The organism is Micromonospora sagamiensis (assembly GCF_014680085.1).
In the GTDB taxonomy this organism is placed as follows: Bacteria; Actinomycetota; Actinomycetes; order Mycobacteriales; family Micromonosporaceae; genus Micromonospora; species Micromonospora inyonensis.
This window is the reverse complement of sequence record NZ_AP023438.1, coordinates 6,764,786-6,782,571: the sequence shown is the minus strand read 5'-3', so window position 1 is coordinate 6,782,571 and position 17,786 is coordinate 6,764,786. Positions and strand designations below refer to the sequence as shown.

Here is a 17,786-nt window from a genome sequence, read left to right as displayed (position 1 = left end):
GACCGGTCAGGCGGCGTACACCTCGAGTCGGGAGAGCTGCCCGGCGGGCCACCCGGTGTTGCCGGTGACCTGGATCCGGACGTACCGCGTCGTGGTCGTGGCGAAGGTGACGCCCACCTGGTTGCCGGTGGCGGGGTCGAAGACCCGACCGGCCGGGGCGACGATCGTGCGCCAGGTGGTGCCGTCGGTGCTGGCCTGGACGGCCAGGGTCTGGGTCCGCGTCGTCCAGGCCGCCGAGGGCGGCAGACCGAGCACCAGCCGGCCGATCGACGTGGCGGTGCCGAGGTCGACCTGCACCCACTGCGGGAACGCGCCACCGACGCTCTCCCAGTAGCTGTGGGCGTCACCGTCGACGACGTGCCCGCCGACGTACCCCTGGGTGTGGCTGCTCGTCGCGGTCGGCCGACCCCGGGCCAGGTCGGTGGTGGGGGGTGGCGTGCTCGTGGTCGCGTACACCTCGACCTGGGCGAGCTGCGCCGACGGCCACCCGGTGTTGCCGGTGACGGTCACCCGGACGTACCGGGCGGTGGTGGTGGGCACGGTGACGGTGGCGGTGTTGCCGGTGGCCGGGTCGAACCGGACCCCGGTCGGCGCGGCGAGCGTGGTGAAGGTCGTGCCGTCGGCGCTGCCCTGCACCGACACGGTCTGGGTCCGGGCCTCCCAGCCGTTCGGCAGGGCGAGGACGAGCCGGGACACCGGGTGGGCCGTGCCGAGGTCGACCTGCCACCACTGGGGGAGGACGCCGTTGGTGGACTCCCAGTAGCTGAACCGGTCGCCGTCGACCGCGTTGCCGGCGGTGAACGCGCCGTTCTGGCTGCTGGCGCTGGTCGGGCGACCGGCGGCGAGGTTGCCCCCGGGCGGTGGTGGCGTGCCCACCACGGGCGGGGTCGGCCGGACCGGGGTGAGGGCGAGCTGGCCCTTGAGCATCCGGCCACCGTCGGCGGTGATCCGCAGGTAGTAGTCGGCCGAGCAGAAGGTGCCGTCCTCGTCGAGGGACCGGATGCCGACGCCGGCCGGCGTGGTCGCCTGCGTCTCGGTGGTCTTGGCGATCTGGTTGCCCTCGTTGTACTCGTCGAACATCGAGACGTAGAGACCCTGCGAGCCGAGCCGGATCATGTTGTAGAGGTGCCGCCAGTAGAAGTCGCCGTGCCGCCGGTGCCCGGCGGACAGGTCGCCCGGCATCACGCAGGGCTGGTAGTCGATGCCGTGGGCGGCGCAGTCCGCCAGGTCGGGGGTGTTGACGTTGGTGTGGAACCAGTCGAGCCCCTCCAGGGTGCCGGTGCGCCCGACCATCCACGGCGAGATCATGTTGAACGCGTGGTACACCTCGGAGAACCCGGGCCGGGAGTCGTTGATGCCCTGCCGCCAGTACGTCGGCACCCCGCCGATGACGTAGCAGCCCCGGGCCTTGAACCACTGCACCACGTCCAGGCAGGGCGCCGGGGCGAACGGGCGGCCGTCGTCGTTGAAGCCGAACCCCCAGATGCACACCACCGGCCTGCCGTTCTGCCGCGCGTACGCGGGGGAGGCGGTGTGCGCGGACATCCGGTTCGTCCAGTCCTCCTTGATCTGGGACTGCATGGACGTCCAGCCGGTGACGTCGTACATGACGTAGAACTTGCGGCCGTGCCGTTCGGCGGCGTCGCGGACCTTGACGGTCATCGCGTCCCGGGTCGGCCCCTCGTCACCGAACGGGTTGAACCGCTGCAACGCGGCGGTGTCGCAGCCGTGGTCGCGCATCCAGCGGAAGTGGGTGTCGACGGTCTGCTGGTCGTAGGAGGAGAAGAGCTGCGCCGGCTGGCCGTTGCCGAGCGCCGGGTACGCGGTGGTGTAACCGTGCGTGTACTCCCGCATGTCGGGCCAGGACACGATGGTGGTGTTGGCCGGCGACGGTGGCTGGAAGCGGTCCCGGCTCCAGTGCCACCATCCGCCGATCGGCGCGCCGTCGCCGGGGCAGCTGAACCAGCCCTGGTAGCCGACGGTGATCTTGCCGACCACGTCGCCCGGCGGGCTGGCCGCGGCGGCCGACGCGCTGCCTCCCGGCATCAGGTCGCGGGGCGAGACGGCGGCGAGGGCGGTGCCGGCCGCCACGGATCCGATGAGCGTGCGACGGGAGAGTCCCATGGCAATCCCTCCTCGTGAGGGCTGAGAGGAACGGAGGTTTGTCGTGCGGGCAGGTGGGCCCGACGTGGGGTGTCACCGTCGGCGAGCGGGGACACCCCACGTCGGGGGTCGGGGGCTCAGCCGCCGGTGATGGCGAAGGTCGAGCCGGGTTGCGTGACGATGTGCCCGTCGGCCGAGTTGGTGATGGTGACGTTGGTCAGTCGGGCGTTGCCGCGAGCGCCCGCCATCGCCAGGATGCCGGCACCGTTGTTCGACTTGTCGATCTTCACGTTGGTGATCGCGACGTTCGGCATGGTGCCGCCGCCGGTCTTGAACTGGATGCCGTCGTAGGTCGAGTCGTGGATCTCGGTGTCCCGGATGGTGACACCGGTGATGTCGGTGCTCGCCGCGAACAGGGTGATCGCCCCGAACTCCTGGTCCTCGTTCCAGAAGACGCCGCCGCACCGGTGGAGCGCGTTGTTGGCGATCAGCGTCGTACCCGAGAAGGGCAGCGGGCTGTGGTCCGTCGCCAGCATGATGCCCGGGTAGTTCATGGTGTCGGAGATCAGGTTGTTCTCGATGGTGTTGCCGTAGCCGCCGTAGATCGCGACACCGTTCGCGCGCCAGGGCAGCTGGATGGTGTTGTTGACGAAGCGGTTGTCGTGTGCGACGTCCACCGCCGCGTCCCTGACCCGGGGGTTGGCCCAGACCGCCAGGGCGTCGTCACCGGTGGTGCGGAACGACGAGTCGAACACCCGCGAGTTGCGGGTGCCGTTGGAGAAGTTGATGCCGTCGGCGTAGGTGTCGCGGATCCGCATGCCGGTGAACTCGAGACCGTCCCCGGGATTCCAGTACGCGGGGGTGTCCGAGTAGTCCCGGCCGACCCAGGCGCCGACGTTGACGTGTTCGATCCACACGTTGCTGATCTTCGTGTTCCGGCCGAACCGTCCGTTCAGCCCGTGGCCCCGGTGGGCCCGGTTGGTCGTCGCGCCGAAGATGGCGATGTCCGAGATCTGGGTGTTGTCGTCGATGTCGAAGCCGACGTTGCCCTCGTGCGGGTGGTTGATGTTGCCCACCACGTTCTGCGGCTCGGTCTGGGTGTAAAGCTGGGAGTGCCACATGCCGGCACCCCGGATGGTGACGTTCCTGATGCCCTGCTGGTTGTACTGCCCACGGGTCGGGTCCGGCGAGAGGATCTTCTGCTCCTGCCGCCACTGACCGGCCGGGATCCAGACGCAGCTGATGACGCCGTTCTGGTCGTCGGTCACGGCCCGCTGGATGGCGGCCGTGTCGTCGAGCCCGTCGTTGGGGACCGCACCGTAGGACGTGATGGAGGTGCACTCGGCCGGCTTGCTGGCCGCCGGTGCCACCTGCTCCAGGTCGACGACGTCGATGACGTAGAACGACGCCGTGTCGCTCGCGTCCCGCTGGAGCCTGAACCTGGTACCGGCCGGGTAGGACTGCGACAGCAGGGCGTGCGACTCGTCGAACAGCCGTCGCGCGTCGGCCTGGGGGGTGTTCGTCAGGGACTCGGTGTCGTCGGTGGTGCCGTAGAGCCAGCTGTGCTTCGACGAGAGGTTCAGCTTCCGTACGAACGTGTCGTTGACGTAGAGGCTGATGGTGGCGTTGATGCCGCCGCCGTTCGGGGCGTCCGGGATGGAGTTGCGCACCACGATCGAGTTGGCCGGGTTGGTCGAGGTGAACTCGACGAACTGCCCGGTGCTGGTCAGCCGCACCGACCTGCGCCCGGAGGACTCGGTGGCGAAGTTGGTGTGCCCGAAGGTGCGCAGCGGGTCGGCCTCGAGCAGGGTGCCCTGGTAGCGGGCGGCCTCGGCCTCGTACTCGACCCACGGCACCGCCGCGCCCCGGCCCACCACGATCGACCGGGTGAAAGAGTTGTTGCTCTCGCTGGTCTCCGCGATGACGTTGGTGGCGTCGGCGGTGGCGGTGATGGTGGCCCCGCCGGCGGTGGCGGTCCAGCTACCGCTCATCGCCACGTTGACCGTGGCACCGGCGGCCACCGTGGCGGTGGTGCCGTTCAGCGTGGTGCCGCCCACCACGAGCCGGGTGACCGACGTGGCGGTGGTGCCGGTGATCCCACGGTTGCGTACCGCCACGGCGAACGTGACCGCCGCGCCGACGGCCGGGTTCGACGGGTTGGAGGTGACGCCCACGACCTGGAGGTCGGGGCCGGGCGCCTGGGTGACCACCAGGTCGGTGGAGGCGGTGAAGGTGTTGTTGTCGTCGTTCTGCTCGGCGACCGTGTTGGCCGGGTCGACCACCGCCGAGACGCGGTGGCTGCCCATCGGCTGCGTCCCGATGGTCGCCGTGACGGTGGTCGAGGCGCCGGCGGCGAGGGCACCGACCGGAGCGCTGCCGACCACCGTGCCGCCCAGCTTGAAGTCCACCGTCGTCGCGCCCGCGGCTGCGGTGCCCGCGTTGCGGACCGTGGCCGACAGCGTGATCGGGGTGGCCTCGCTCGGCGCGGTCGGGGTCCAGGTCGCCGTGGTGACCACCAGGTCGGGGTTCGGCGCCCAGGTGCCCCGCACCTGGAGGTCGGCGACCTGACCGCCCGGCGCGCCGGTGTTGCCGAAGAACTTCAGCTGTAGGTCGGCCACCCGACCGGTGACCGGGATCGTCACCGTGTTCTGGTTGCCCGACGGGTTGAAGGCGTAGTCGGCGGCGGCCTTCAGCGAGGTGAAGCCGGTGGCCGGGTCGGCGCGGCCGAGGACCTGGAGGTTCTGCGTACTGGGCCCCCAGACCGGGTCCGGGTTGAGCTTGATCACGATGGCGGTGAGGTCGGCGCCCGCGCCCAGCTTCACGGTGAGGGTGGCCGGGAACCCGGCGGACTCCCAGTACGAGGTGAGGCTGCTGTCGTTGGCGTTGGCCGCGACGAAGGAGAACGTCGACGACGACGCCTCGATCGGCTTGCCGGCGGCCAGGTTCGTGCCACCGGGATCGCCGGGGCCACCGCCTCCACCGTCCACGCCGTAGATCTCGAACTCGGCGACCTGGGCGGCGGGCCAGCCGGTGTTGCCGGTGACGTGTACCCGTACGTACCGCACCCGGGCCGGGGCGAAGTCGATGGTGACGGTGTTGGCCGAGGCCGGGTTGAACACCCGCCCGGCCGACGCGGAGAGGGTGCCGAAGCTGCTGCCGTCGGCGCTGCCCTGGACGGTGAGGGTCTGCGTCCGGGTGCCCCAGTCGGTCGACGGCGGCAGCTTCAGCCTCACCTGGTCGATCTCGACGCCGCCCCCGAGGTCGATCTGCACCCACTGCGGGAACGCGTGGGACGGGCTCTCCCAGTAGGTGTGCTGGTTGCCGTCGTTGACATGGGACGCGACGTAGGGGCCGTTGGCTCCACTGGCCGTGACCGGCCGGCCGGCCGACAGGTTGGGCCCGCCCGCCGCGAGCGCCGGGGTGGGCGAGAGCGCCGAGGAGGCGACCATCGCGGCCGCGAGGAAGCCGCTGACCAGCAGCCGGCCGAGTCTTGTGCGTTTCATGACGTCCTTCCTGGAGAACGACGGAGGCCCTGGCGCTGCGGCCACAGACCGGCCCGGAAACGGGCAGCGCGCCGTCAGGTGGCTGCGCGGGAGCCGGGAGGGGAGTTGCGGGGGGCGACGGCACGGACTGCGGCGGCGCAGCCCACGCTTATTTCACTGGTCGACACGGAGATTGCATCCATCCGTCGACTTATTTCACTGCGATGGCCCTCAATGTTTCAGACGTGGTGCGGGTTCGTCAACGGCCGGGTGGGCGGCCGGCGATCGCGGTGTCCCCGCCGCCGTGGCGGACGACCGCCCGCGGCGGCGGGGACACCGGTGGTCACCAGGTGGACGGTGGCGGTGGCGTCACGGCCGGCGGCCGGTCGTCGCAGGTGATGGTGTTGGGCAACTGCCACGGGGCGAGCCATCCGCCGTCGTTGCCACCGAGGTCGGTCAGGGTGAACTCGGACCCGGCGGGGGTGAAGTGGAAGGAGCCGCAGTTGTTGACGCCGACCGCTCCCACGTTCCGCGCGTCGACGTTGGCGAACGACGCCGAGCCCGCCGTCCGGGCGCTCACCACGGAGGTCCCGGTGCCGTCGACCCGGATGTCCGAGAAGCGCACGTTCGTGATCGCGTACCGGTCCTTCACCGCCCACTCGCTGACCAGCATGACGGCGTTGTAGGTGTTGTCCAGGTAGTGGTCGCCGACCACCTGGATGTCGGCGTCGATGCTGCGGTCCAGGGCGTAGAACCAGATGGCGCCGAGGCCGATCTTCCAGTTCAGTTCGTAGGTGCCGGCGCGGACGGTGGTGTTGTCCCGGATCGACAGGTGCCCGGTGAAGGGCTCCGCGCCGAACCGGGAGCCGACCTGGATGGCGCTGCCCTCGCGGACCGGGTCGGCGATCAGGTTGCGCGAGATCGTGTTGTCCGTGCCGCCGTAGAGGGCGATGCCGTTGGCCAGGACCGGCGACTGCACGGTGTTGCGGTCGATGGTGTTGCCGGCGTTGCCGATCTTCTCCGACCACATGGCGAGGGCGTCGTCGCCGGTGTTGCGGACGACGTTGTTCCGCACCACGGAGTTCGTCACGCCGGTGTGGAAGTTCAGGCCGTCGGCGATCTGGTCGACGATGATGGTGTTGGTGACCCGCACGTCGGTCATCGGCCCGTCGAACCACAGCCCCACCTTGGTGTGGCGCAGGTGGAGGCCGTCGATGCTGGAGTGGCTCATCGCGCCGCCGACGCCGTTGACCTGGTCGGTGTCGATCCGCTCGCGGACGTCGCCCTCGATCGCGAAGCCGGACAGGTGGACGTTGCGACTGCCGCCCGCCGACGCGGGTCTGCCGTAGAAGCCGACCCCGGTGTGTACCGAGCCGTCGGGGGCCGGGGCGTCGAGCGCGACCTCGCGTCCCTTGACGACGGTGTACCAGTTGCCGGCGCCGACGATGGTGACGTCGTCCACGACGATGTGCCGGTTCACCTGGTACGTGCCCGGCGGCAGGTAGACCTTGAGCTTCGTCCGGCGGGCGAAGGCGATCGCCCGGTCGATGGCGGCGGCGGAGTCCCGGCGGCCGGTCGGGTCCGCCCCGAAGGCCAGCACGTTCGCCGCGACCGGCACGACGCGGGGCGGGCCGACCAGCTCCGAGTCGACCAGGTCGACGACCGTCCACGCCGCGTTGCTCCGCGCCGGGACCGTGAGCCGCAGCACGCTGCCCGCCGGGTACGTCCGGTCGAGGCGCAGGCGCTGCTCGTCGTAGAAGTGGTGCGGCCGGAACGGCTTGGTGATCGTCGGGGTGGGGGTGGTGGCCGCCGGGACGCAGGAGCACTCGGTGATCCACCAGTCCGGGTGCAGCAGGTCGGCGGTGGGGTCGTTGGAGAACGGGTACTGGTTGTACAGCCAGGCGTACTGCGAGGTGAGCGTCATGCTCCGCACCGGCCGGCGGCCGACCGAGACGTCCAGCGGCGCGGTGATGCCGCCGCCGGTGGGCGCGTCCGGGATGCTGTACCGCACGGTGATGGCGTTGGTGTCGGCCGGCAGGGTGAACTCGACGAACTGACCGGGTGCCAGGCTGACCGCCCGGCGGCCGGAGGCTTCCGAGGCCAGCGTGTACGCCGTGCGGTCCGGGCCGATCAGCGTGCCGTTCGTGGTGGCGTGCTCCGCCTCCTGCTCGACGAAGCCGACGTCGGCGCCCCTTCCCGCGACGAGTGTCGGGTCGAGACCGGCCCGGGTGACCACCGGGGCGGGAGGCGTGGGGGAGGCGGCCGCCACCGGAGCCCCGCCGGTGACCGTGGCGGCCATGACCGCCGCCAGGGCCACCCCGACGGGTCGCCAGCGTGCCGGTCCGCCCGGCCGTCCTGTGGTGCTTCGAGACATCGCGTGTATCCGTTCTTCTGAAGGACCCGACGACCGTCATCGACGCCGCGGGAAGTCCCCCGTCGTGCCGCGGTGGATGTCAGAAGCGAGGCGAGATGGTTGCGGCGATGTTATTTCTATAAGCTGTCCATCTTCAAGCACGTCTTTGTGCGGTGTTTGCAGCGTCCCTTGCCCGGCCTGCGGCGGACGGCGGGTGCCCGTCGCGGAGAGCGGGCGGCCACGCCGGGTCGGCCCGCGCGGCACGGAGCGTGTCCGTGTCCGGTCGAGCGTTGACGTGACACGTCAACGGGCAGCTCATTTCTTGCAGAACCGGTGCAGTACCATCACGGCGTGACGAAGCGACTGACCGAGGTGGCGAGGAAGGCCGGCGTCAGCGAGGCCACGGTCAGCCGGGTGCTCAACGGTCGTGGCGGCGTCTCCGAGTCCACCCGCACGGCGGTGCTCACCGCTCTGGACGTGCTGGGCTACGAGCGCCCGACCAAGCTGCGGGGGGAGCGGGCGCGACTGGTCGGGCTGGTGCTGCCGGAGTTGCAGAACCCGATCTTCCCGGCGCTCGCCGAGGTGGTCACCGGGTCGCTCGCGCAGCGTGGCTACACCCCCGCGCTGTGCGCCCGGACCATCGGCGGCATCTCCGAGGCGGACTACGTCGAGATGCTGCTGGACCACCAGGTCTCCGGCGTCATCTTCGCCGGCGGGTCGTACGCGCTGGCCGACGCCTCGCACGACCACTACCGGCGGCTGACCGACCGGAAACTGCCGGTGGTGCTGGTCAACGCCGGGGTCGAGGCGCTGGGCTTCCCCCGGGTCTCCACCGACGACGCGGTCGCGGTGGAACAGGCGTACGGGCACCTGCGGTCGCTCGGGCACAGTCGGATCGGCATGGTGCTGGGTCCGGAGGGTCACGTGCCGTCCCGACGGAAGCTGGACGCGATGATCCAGGCCGCCGGCTGGGCCGACGACACCGAGTGCGTCGAGCGCTCCAGTTTCTCCATGGAGGGTGCGCGGGTCGCCGCGACCCGGCTGGTCGAGCGTGGGGTGACCGGCATCGTCTGCGCCAGCGACGTGCTGGCCCTGGGCGCCATCCGGGCCGCCCGACGGCTGGGCCGTACGGTGCCGACCGACGTGTCGGTCGTCGGCTTCGACGACTCCGCGTTCATGACCTGCACCGATCCGCCGTTGACCACCGTGCGGCAGCCGATCGAGACGATGGGGCAGGCCGCGGTGGACCTGCTGGTGACCCAGATCGAGGGAGCCGGCGTGCTGCACGACGAGCTGCTGTTCGAGCCCGAGCTGGTGGTGCGCGGTTCCACCGCGCCGGCCCCGGGCCGCTGACCCGGCTCCCTCCGCTCATCCTCTCCCCGGTCGGGCACCGGTCCCTTCTGGGCGCGTGAAATCTCCGTATTTCGGCTGACTGGCACGATCGTCGTGTCCTCTGGCGCCTGTTAGTCGTGATCTTTCAAAACGCTGTCGATACCTTGCTGACATCAGTTCGCCTCGTTACAGTGTCCCCACTCACACCTGACACCACTCAGCTCCAGGGCCCGGTCACCTGCGACAGCGATCAGCAGCAGCACACCGCCACGGTGACGATCCGGCTGGATCGGCAACGGCCATGGAGGCTCACGTTCCCGAAGGGATCCACGGATGTCCGTACCGCAGTACCGGAAGGTCGCGGCGTTGGCGCTCGCGGCCGGCCTGGGGCTCAGCCTCACCGCATGCTCCACGAAGAGCGACGACGACGGCCCGACCGCAGGCGGCAAGGTCACCATCACGGTCGACTGCCAGCCGGTCGGCTCGCAAAAGGAACTTCTGAAGAACTGGAACGACGACGTCGCCGAGTTCCAGCGGCAGAACCCGGACATCATCGTCAAGAGCGTCAGCGTCGGCGAGCAGTGCAACAACCCGCCGGACTTCACCGCCCGGCTGGCCGGCGGCACCGTGACCGACGTCTTCTACGGGTACATGACCGACCTCCAGCAGGTGCTCGACTCCGGTCAGGCGATGGACATCACCGAGTTCGCCAACAAGGACTCGATCCCGACCTGGGACAGCGTCGACCCGGCGCTCAAGGAGGCCTTCACCGACGGCGGCAAGCTCTATGCCGTACCGGTGAAGAACTACTCGATGGGTCTGGTCTACAACAAGGTCCTGTTCCAGCAGGCCGGGCTCGACGTGAACAACCCGCCCAAGACCTGGCCGGAGGTCCGGGCCGCCGCCAAGAAGATCGCCGCACTCGGCAACGGCGTCGCCGGCTACGCCGAGTACAGCGCCGGCAACACCGGCGGCTGGCACTTCACCTCCCTGCTCTACTCCCAGGGCGGCCAGGTGCTGACCGCCGACGGCAAGAAGGCCGACTTCAACAACGCGATGGGCAGGCAGGTCCTGCAGAACCTCAAGGACATGCGGTACGGCGACAACAGCATGGGTGCCCGCCAGCTGCTCCAGTGGGGCGACCTGCTCACCAACGCCGGCGCGGGCAAGGTCGGCATGTTCGTCGGCGCGCCGGACGCCACCCAGGCGATCGTCAGCCAGTTCCAGGGCAAGTTCCAGGACTGGGCGATGGGCCCGCTGCCCGGCCAGGACGGTGCCGCGAAGGGGACGCTCGGCGGTGGCGAGGGCTACTTCTTCAAGAAGGGCCTGACGCCCGAGCAGGTGAAGGCCGGTCTGAAGTGGATCGCGTACCAGAAGCTGACGCCGGGCAAGGGCCAGTTCGACTACGCCCGGGCCAAGCCGCAGAACTACCCGGTCGGCCTGCCCCAGCCGCTGCTGTTCGCGGCCGGCAGCGAGGCGCAGAAGCAGGAGCTCGAACTGCGCAAGGCGAACGCCAACGTGGACACCACGAACTTCGCGGTCTTCGAGGCGAACCCGGTCCCGATCAAGGGGGAGCCGCGTAACGCACAGGCGATCTACGCGGTGCTCGACGCCGCGATGTCCGGTGTGCTGACGAACCCGAACGCGAACATCGACGCGCTGCTCAAGACGGCCGAAGACAAGGTCAACAAGCTCCTCGCCGCCGAGGGCTGATTCGCCGGTGTGGGGGCCGGTGCCCCGGCCCCCGCCCACCGCGCCGCACCGTCGGCGTCACCGACTCACCGCAGGAGTTGCCTTGGCGATCACCACCGTCCCGGCGGTCACGAGAGAACCGGGTCGCCCCGCGCCGTCGTACCCGTCGGGGCCACGGCGGGCGGGCCTCGGCCGCAGGGTACGAGACAACCTCACCGGCCACGCGTTCCTGATCGGCGCGGTGCTCTGCTTCGCGTTCTTCTCCTGGTACCCGATGATCCGTGGCGTCGTGATGAGCTTCCAGCGCACCCGGCGCGGCGTCACGACCTGGGTGGGCTGGGACAACTACGAACGCATCATCGCCGACCCCAGCTTCTGGGCGGCCTGGAGGAACACGTTCTCCTTCACCGTCCTCGCGCTGGTGCTCGGGTACGCGGTGCCGTTCTTCGTGGCGATCCTGCTCAACGAGTTCCGGCACGCCAAGGGTTACCTGCGGATCCTGGTCTACCTGCCGGTGATGCTGCCACCGGCCTCGGCGCTCTTCCTCTTCAAGTTCTACGCCTACGACCCCAGCGACGCCGGACTCTTCAACTCGATCCTCACGGCGCTGCACCTGCCCACCTCGCAGTGGATGCAGAGTGCCGGGATGACGATGCCGGCGATGGTGATCGCGTCGACCTGGATGAACATGGGCGGCGCGGTGCTGATCTACCTGGCCGCGCTGCAGAACATCCCCGGCGAACTCTACGAGGCGGCCGAACTCGACGGCGCCGGGATCTGGCGGCGGATCCGCCACGTGACGATCCCGCAGACCCGGCTGATCCTCGCGCTCCTGGCGATGCTCCAGATCGTCGCCACCATGCAGTTCTTCATCGAGCCGCTGATCCTCGCCAACGGTACCGGCACCGAGGACTCCGCGACCTCGGTGGCGTACCTCATCTACCAGCACGGGTTCTTCCAGAACGACCTCAACGGCGCTGCGGCGCTCGGCGTGATCATGCTCGTGGTGCTGGCCGGCTTCTCCGCCGCCTACGTGCGGCTGAGCGCGAAACAGGACTAGGACGAGAGCGAGCCATGGCACAGGACACCGGAACCCGGACCCTCATCTCCCATGCCCAGCTCACGCGCGGGCGGGGCCGGGTCGTCTACTGGACGCTGCTCACCGTCGTCGTCGTGGGATTCACGCTCGTCTTCCTCGGGCCGCTCTACTGGATGGTCACCGGCGCGCTCAAGTCCGGCCAGGAGATCGCCCAGACCCCGCCCTCGCTCTTCCCGAAGGACCCGCAGCCGCAGAACTACGCCGACGCCTGGCACCACCTGGACCTCGCCAAGCTGCTGTTCAACACGTTCTACTACGCGGCCGGGGCCCTGGTGTTCCAGGTCGTCCTCGACACCGCCGCGGCGTACGCGCTGTCGAAGCTCCGGCCCGCGTTCGGCAACGTGATCCTCGGCCTGATGCTGGCCACGCTGATGATCCCGGCGATGGTGCTCATCGTCCCGCAGTACGTGACCGTCATCGACCTGCCGATCCTGCACGTCAACCTGCTCGACTCGCCGTTCGCCATCTGGCTTCCCGCAGTCGCGAACGCGTTCAACATCTTCCTGCTGAAACGGTTCTTCGACTCCATCCCGGAGGAGCTGATGGCCGCGGCCCTCGTGGACGGGGCGACGCCGCTGCGCACGCTGTGGTCGATCATCCTGCCGATGTCGCGTCCCATCCTGGGCGTGGTTTCGATCTTCGCCGTGACGGCGGTCTGGAAGGACTTCCTCTGGCCGAAGCTGGTCATGCCGTCGCCCGAGACCCGGACGGTCAGCGTCGGCATCTACGCCTTCTCCGGCGGTACCCCGATGAACGTGGTGATCGCCGCCTCGGTGATCGCCGCGATCCCGACCGTCCTCGTCTTCCTGATCTTCCAGCGGAACATCATGTCCGGTCTGACCACGGGCAGCCTCAAGGGCTAGCCGCGAACCCGGGCGCCCCAGCGTCCGGGCGGGCCCGACGACGGCCCCACCGCACCGCCGCACCACCAGCGCAACCCCCGCGCGGCGAACGACGACCGTTCGCCCGACACACATCCAGGTCCGGCGAACCGCCGACGTACCGACGCAGAAAGCAGGGTGCTCGTGACCGCAGCAGACGGAAGTCCGTGGTGGCGTGGCGCGGTGATCTACCAGGTGTACCCGCGAAGCTACGCCGACGGCAACGGCGACGGCATCGGCGACATCGCCGGCATCCGCTCCCGGCTGGACCACCTGTCGGCGCTCGGCGTCGACGCGATCTGGTTCAGCCCGTGGTACCCCTCCCCGATGGCCGACGCCGGCTACGACGTGGCCGACTACCGCGACGTCGACCCGGTCTTCGGCACGCTGGCCGAGGCGGAGGCGCTGATCGTGGACGCACACGCGCTCGGCATCCGCATCATCGTCGACGTGGTGCCGAACCACTGCTCCGACGCGCACCCCTGGTTCCAGGCGGCACTCGCCGGCGGACCGGGCGCGCCCGAACGGGAGCTGTTCTGGTTCCGCCCCGGCCGGGGCCCGGACGGCGACCAGCGGCCCACCGACTGGGTCGGCGAGTTCGGCGGCGAGACCTGGACCCGGACCACCAACCCGGACGGTTCGCCCGGCGACTGGTACCTGCACCTGTTCACCGCCCAGCAGCCCGACTTCAACTGGGACCACCCCCGGGTGCGGGCGGAGTTCGCCGACGTCCTGCGGTTCTGGTTCGACCGTGGCGTGGACGGCATCCGGATCGACTCGGCCGGACTGTTGGTCAAGGACCCGACGCTGCCCGAGACCCGGCCCGACCGGTCGCACCCGTTCCGCGACCTGGACGGGGTGCACGACATCTACCGCGACTGGCGGCGGGTCGCCGACGAGTACCCCGGCGACCGGGCACTGATCGGCGAGGTGTGGATGCCGGACCGGCAGCGGTTCGCCAACTACCTGCGCCCGGACGAGCTGCACGCGGCGTTCAACTTCGACTTCCTCGGCTGCGCCTGGGACGCCCCGGCGCTGCGCGAGTGCATCGACGGGACGCTGAGCGCCCACGCGCCGGTCGGCGCGCCGGCCACCTGGGTGCTGTCCAACCACGACGTCACCCGGCACGTCACCCGGTACGGCCGGGCGGACACCAGGTTCAGCTTCGCCGCCAAGCGCGAGGGGATCCCCACCGACCTGGAACTGGGCACCCGCCGGGCCCGGGCCGCCGCGCTGCTCACCCTGTCGCTGCCCGGTGCCGTCTACGTCTACCAGGGCGAGGAGTTGGGCCTCTACGAGGTCGAGGACATCCCGTACGCGCTGCGCCAGGACCCGATGTGGGAACGCTCCGGCCGGATCGACCCCGGTCGGGACGGCTGCCGGGTTCCGCTGCCCTGGGCCGGTGACGAGCCGCCGTTCGCGTTCAGCCCCGAGGGCGCCACCGGAGCGCCCTGGCTGCCCCAACCGGCCGACTGGAAGGACCGGACGGTCCAGGCGCAGACCGGCGACCCGAGCTCGATGCTGGAGCTGTACCGGACGGCGATCCGGATCCGGCGGGCCGAGCCGGCGCTCGGCGACGGTCGGATGAGCTGGCTGCCCGCCCCGGACGGGGTGCTCGCCTTCAGCCGCGGCGAGGGCTTCCGCTGCCTGGTCAACCTCGCCGACGCGCCGGTCCCACTGCCCGCCGACGGGGAGCTGCTGCTGGCCAGCGGGCCGCTCGACGACGGCCTGCTGCCCCCGGACACCGCCGTCTGGCTGCGTACCGCCGACCCGGCGGACGCGACGGACTGATCGCCCGGGTGCCGGCGGCCCGTCCCAGCCGCCGGCACCCGGGGTCATCCAGCCCGGCCCCGGGGCCACCGGACGGAAGGAGGAACCGGGGACACCGCTCCGCCGCACCGCACGGGGAACCTGGCCACCTGACGAAAGGGAGAGCACCGCTCATGGCCGACCACACCACCCCGCACCACCGTCCACCACGACCCCGCGTCCGCGCCGGCCTGGCCGCCCTCGCCGCGACCGCGCTGGCCGCGGCCTCGGTCACCGTGGTCGCGCTGACCTCCACCGCGACCCCGGCCCGGGCCGCCGGACTGTCCCCGTTCGACATCCCCGGCCGGGGCGCGACCGTCCCCTTCGTCGAGCACGAGGCGGAGGAGGTCGCGCACACCGGCACCCGGATCGGGCCGGACCGCCACTACGGCACGCTGCCCTCGGAGGCGTCCGGCCGGGAGGCGGTCACCCTCGACGCGGTCGGCGAGTACGTCGAGTTCACCCTCACCGCGCCGGCCAACGCGGTGACCTTCCGCTACAGCCTGCCGGACAACGCCGCCGGCACCGGCCGGGACGCCAGCATCGACCTGCGCGCCAACGGTGCCCTGGTCAAGGCCGTGCCGGTCACCTCCCGGTACGGCTGGTACTACGGCGGGTACCCGTTCAACAACAACCCGGGCGACACCAACCCGCACCACTTCTACGACGAGACCCGCACCCTGTTCGGTACCACCTACCCGGCCGGGACGAAGATCCGGTTGCAGGTCTCCTCGACCGCGCAGTCGCCGACCTTCACCGTCGACCTGGCCGACTTCGAGCTGGTCGGCGCACCGATCGCCAAGCCCGCCGGCGTCCTGGACGTGGTGACCGACTTCGGGGCCGACCCCACCGGGGCCACCGACTCGACGGCGAAGTTCCAGGCGGCCGTGGACGCCGGGAAGGCGCAGGGCCGGGCGGTCTGGATCCCGGCCGGCACCTTCACCCTCTGGGACCACGTGGTGGTCGACGGGGTGACCCTGCGCGGTGCCGGCCCCTGGTACTCGGTGCTCGGGGGACGCCACCCCACCGACCGCAAGCGGGCCGCCGGCATCTACGGCAAGTACGTCCCCGGTGGCGGCTACTCCGGCGAGATCCGGCCGCACGAGGCGGGTGGGCCGAGCCGCAACGTCACCCTGCGGGACTTCGCCATCATCGGCGACATCCGCGAGCGGGTGGACGAGGACCAGGTCAACGCCATCGGCGGCGCGATGAGCAACTCCGTGGTGGACAACGTCTGGATGCAGCACACCAAGGTCGGGGCGTGGATGGACGGCCCGATGGACAACTTCACCATCCGCAACAGCCGGATCCTCGACCAGACCGCCGACGGGGTGAACTTCCACTGGGGTGTCACCAACTCCACGGTCACCAACACCTTCGTCCGCAACACCGGTGACGACGCCCTCGCGATGTGGGCGCAGACCGTGCCGAACGTCAACAACTCCTTCACGTTCAACACCATCGGCGTGACCATCCTCGCCAACCACCTGGTCAGCTACGGCGGGCGGGACATCAAGATCACGGACAACGTGACCGCGGACTCGGTCACCAACGGCGGCGGCATCCACGTCGCCAACCGGTACCCGGGGGTGCAGGGCCCGACCGCCGTCCTGGGCACCTGGACCATCGCCCGGAACACCCTGATCCGTAACGGCAACTCCGACTACAACTGGCGCTTCGGGGTCGGCGCGATCTGGTTCTCCGCGCTCAACGAGGCGTTCCAGAACCCCACCATCAACATCACCGACACCGACATCCTGGACAGCTCCTACGCGGCGCTGCACTGGATCGAGGGCCAGACCAACGGGATCAACCTGAACAACGTCCGCATCGACGGGGCGGGGACGTACGCCCTCCAGGTGCAGGCCGCCAGCCAGGTCTCGTTCACCAACGTCCGGGCCACCCGGATCGCCCAGGCCAACCCGATGCACAACTGCGTCGGCAGCGGCTTCCAGATCACCCAGGGCGCCGGCAACTCCGGCTGGTACACCGCCACCCCGTACTGCGGACCGTGGCCCGAGCCGCAGTGGGGGACCGGCCCGACCACCCCGCCGACCACCGGCAACCCGACCACGCCCCCGCCCACCACGCCCCCGCCGTCGGACGGGAACCTGGCCCGGGGCCGTGCGGTCACCGCCACCAGCAGCAACCAGACCTACGTGCCGGCGAACGCGGTCGACGGCAACGCCGGCAGCTACTGGGAGAGCGCCAACAACGCCTTCCCCCAGTCGGTCACCGTGGACCTGGGCGCGGCCCGGCACGTCGACCGGGTGGTGCTGAAGCTGCCCGCCGGTTGGGAGCGGCGCACCCAGACCGTCGCGGTGGCCGGCTCCACCGACGGCGCGTCGTACACCACGCTCGCCGCCGCCGCGGGACGCACCTTCGACCCGGCGTCCGGCAACACGGTGTCGATCAGCGTGCCGGCCGGTGACCGTCGCTTCGTCCGGCTCACCGTCACCGGCAACACCGGCTGGCCGGCGGCCCAGTTGGCGGAGTTCGAGGTGTACGGCGGCTCGACCCCGCCGACCACCCCGCCGCCGACGACCCCGCCGCCCACCACCGCCCCGCCGACCGGCAACCTCGCCGCCGGTCGCCCGGTCGCCGCGACCAGCCACGCCGACGTGTACGTCGCCACGAACGTGGTCGACGGCAACCCGAACACCTACTGGGAGAGCGCCAACAACGCCTTCCCGCAGTCGGTGACCGTGGACCTCGGCACGGCCCGACCGGTGTCCCGGATCGTGCTGAAACTGCCCCCGTCCTCGGCGTGGCAGACCCGCACCCAGACGATCGCGGTGCTCGGCTCCACCGACGGTGCCTCGTACACCACGCTCAAGGCGTCCGCCGGCCACACCTTCGACCCGGCCAGCGGCAACACCGTGTCGATCAGCGTGCCGGCCGGTGACCGTCGCTTCGTCCGGCTCACCGTCACCGGCAACACCGGCTGGCCCGCCGGCCAGCTCGCCGAGTTCGAGGTGTACGCCACCTGACGGTGACTGGAAGGGCCCCTTGCTAACGATTTTTGCCCTGCAAGG

At 70.5% G+C, this 17,786-nt stretch carries 9 protein-coding genes; 6 read left to right on the top strand and 3 right to left on the bottom strand.

All coding sequences use genetic code 11. The features are described 5' to 3' along the window. Positions 1–6: 6 nt before the first annotated feature. From IGA62_RS28880 to IGA62_RS28870, 3 genes are all read right to left on the bottom strand, one after another. Entirely contained in the window at positions 7–2,124 is a 2,118-nt protein-coding gene (locus tag IGA62_RS28880; RefSeq protein ID WP_190289231.1) for a discoidin domain-containing protein, read from the bottom strand. Between the two features lie 116 nt (positions 2,125–2,240). Further along, positions 2,241–5,606, bottom strand: a complete 3,366-nt coding sequence (locus tag IGA62_RS28875) for a CARDB domain-containing protein (protein WP_145817529.1) — start codon at positions 5,604–5,606, stop codon at positions 2,241–2,243. Positions 5,607–5,928: 322 nt separating this feature from the next. Then, positions 5,929–7,959 carry a glycosyl hydrolase family 28-related protein gene (locus IGA62_RS28870; RefSeq protein WP_145817530.1) on the bottom strand — a complete coding sequence of 677 codons (2,031 nt, stop codon included), beginning with the start codon at positions 7,957–7,959 and terminating at the stop codon, positions 5,929–5,931. 330 nt (positions 7,960–8,289) lie between these two features. Between IGA62_RS28870 and IGA62_RS28865 the strand changes: the two genes are divergently transcribed. From IGA62_RS28865 to IGA62_RS28840, 6 genes are all read left to right on the top strand, one after another. Then, the gene (locus tag IGA62_RS28865; protein WP_145817532.1) at positions 8,290–9,291 is read left to right on the top strand and encodes a LacI family DNA-binding transcriptional regulator; all 1,002 of its coding nucleotides are present in this window, start codon (positions 8,290–8,292) and stop codon (positions 9,289–9,291) included. Between the two features lie 312 nt (positions 9,292–9,603). Next, complete coding sequence (locus tag IGA62_RS28860; protein ID WP_145817534.1) at positions 9,604–10,983, top strand: ABC transporter substrate-binding protein; 1,380 nt, start codon at positions 9,604–9,606, stop codon at positions 10,981–10,983. An 82-nt stretch (positions 10,984–11,065) separates the two neighbouring features. Continuing rightward, entirely contained in the window at positions 11,066–12,022 is a 957-nt protein-coding gene (locus tag IGA62_RS28855; RefSeq protein WP_145817536.1) for a carbohydrate ABC transporter permease, read from the top strand. A gap of 14 nt (positions 12,023–12,036) precedes the next feature. Continuing rightward, a complete protein-coding gene (locus IGA62_RS28850) occupies positions 12,037–12,924 on the top strand; it encodes a carbohydrate ABC transporter permease (protein WP_145817538.1) in 888 nt (295 codons plus the stop codon). A gap of 162 nt (positions 12,925–13,086) precedes the next feature. After that, the gene (locus IGA62_RS28845) at positions 13,087–14,733 is read left to right on the top strand and encodes a glycoside hydrolase family 13 protein (RefSeq protein WP_145817540.1); all 1,647 of its coding nucleotides are present in this window, start codon (positions 13,087–13,089) and stop codon (positions 14,731–14,733) included. Between the two features lie 152 nt (positions 14,734–14,885). Next, positions 14,886–17,741 carry a discoidin domain-containing protein gene (locus IGA62_RS28840; RefSeq protein WP_190289230.1) on the top strand — a complete coding sequence of 952 codons (2,856 nt, stop codon included), beginning with the start codon at positions 14,886–14,888 and terminating at the stop codon, positions 17,739–17,741. The last annotated feature ends 45 nt before the right edge of the window (positions 17,742–17,786 follow it).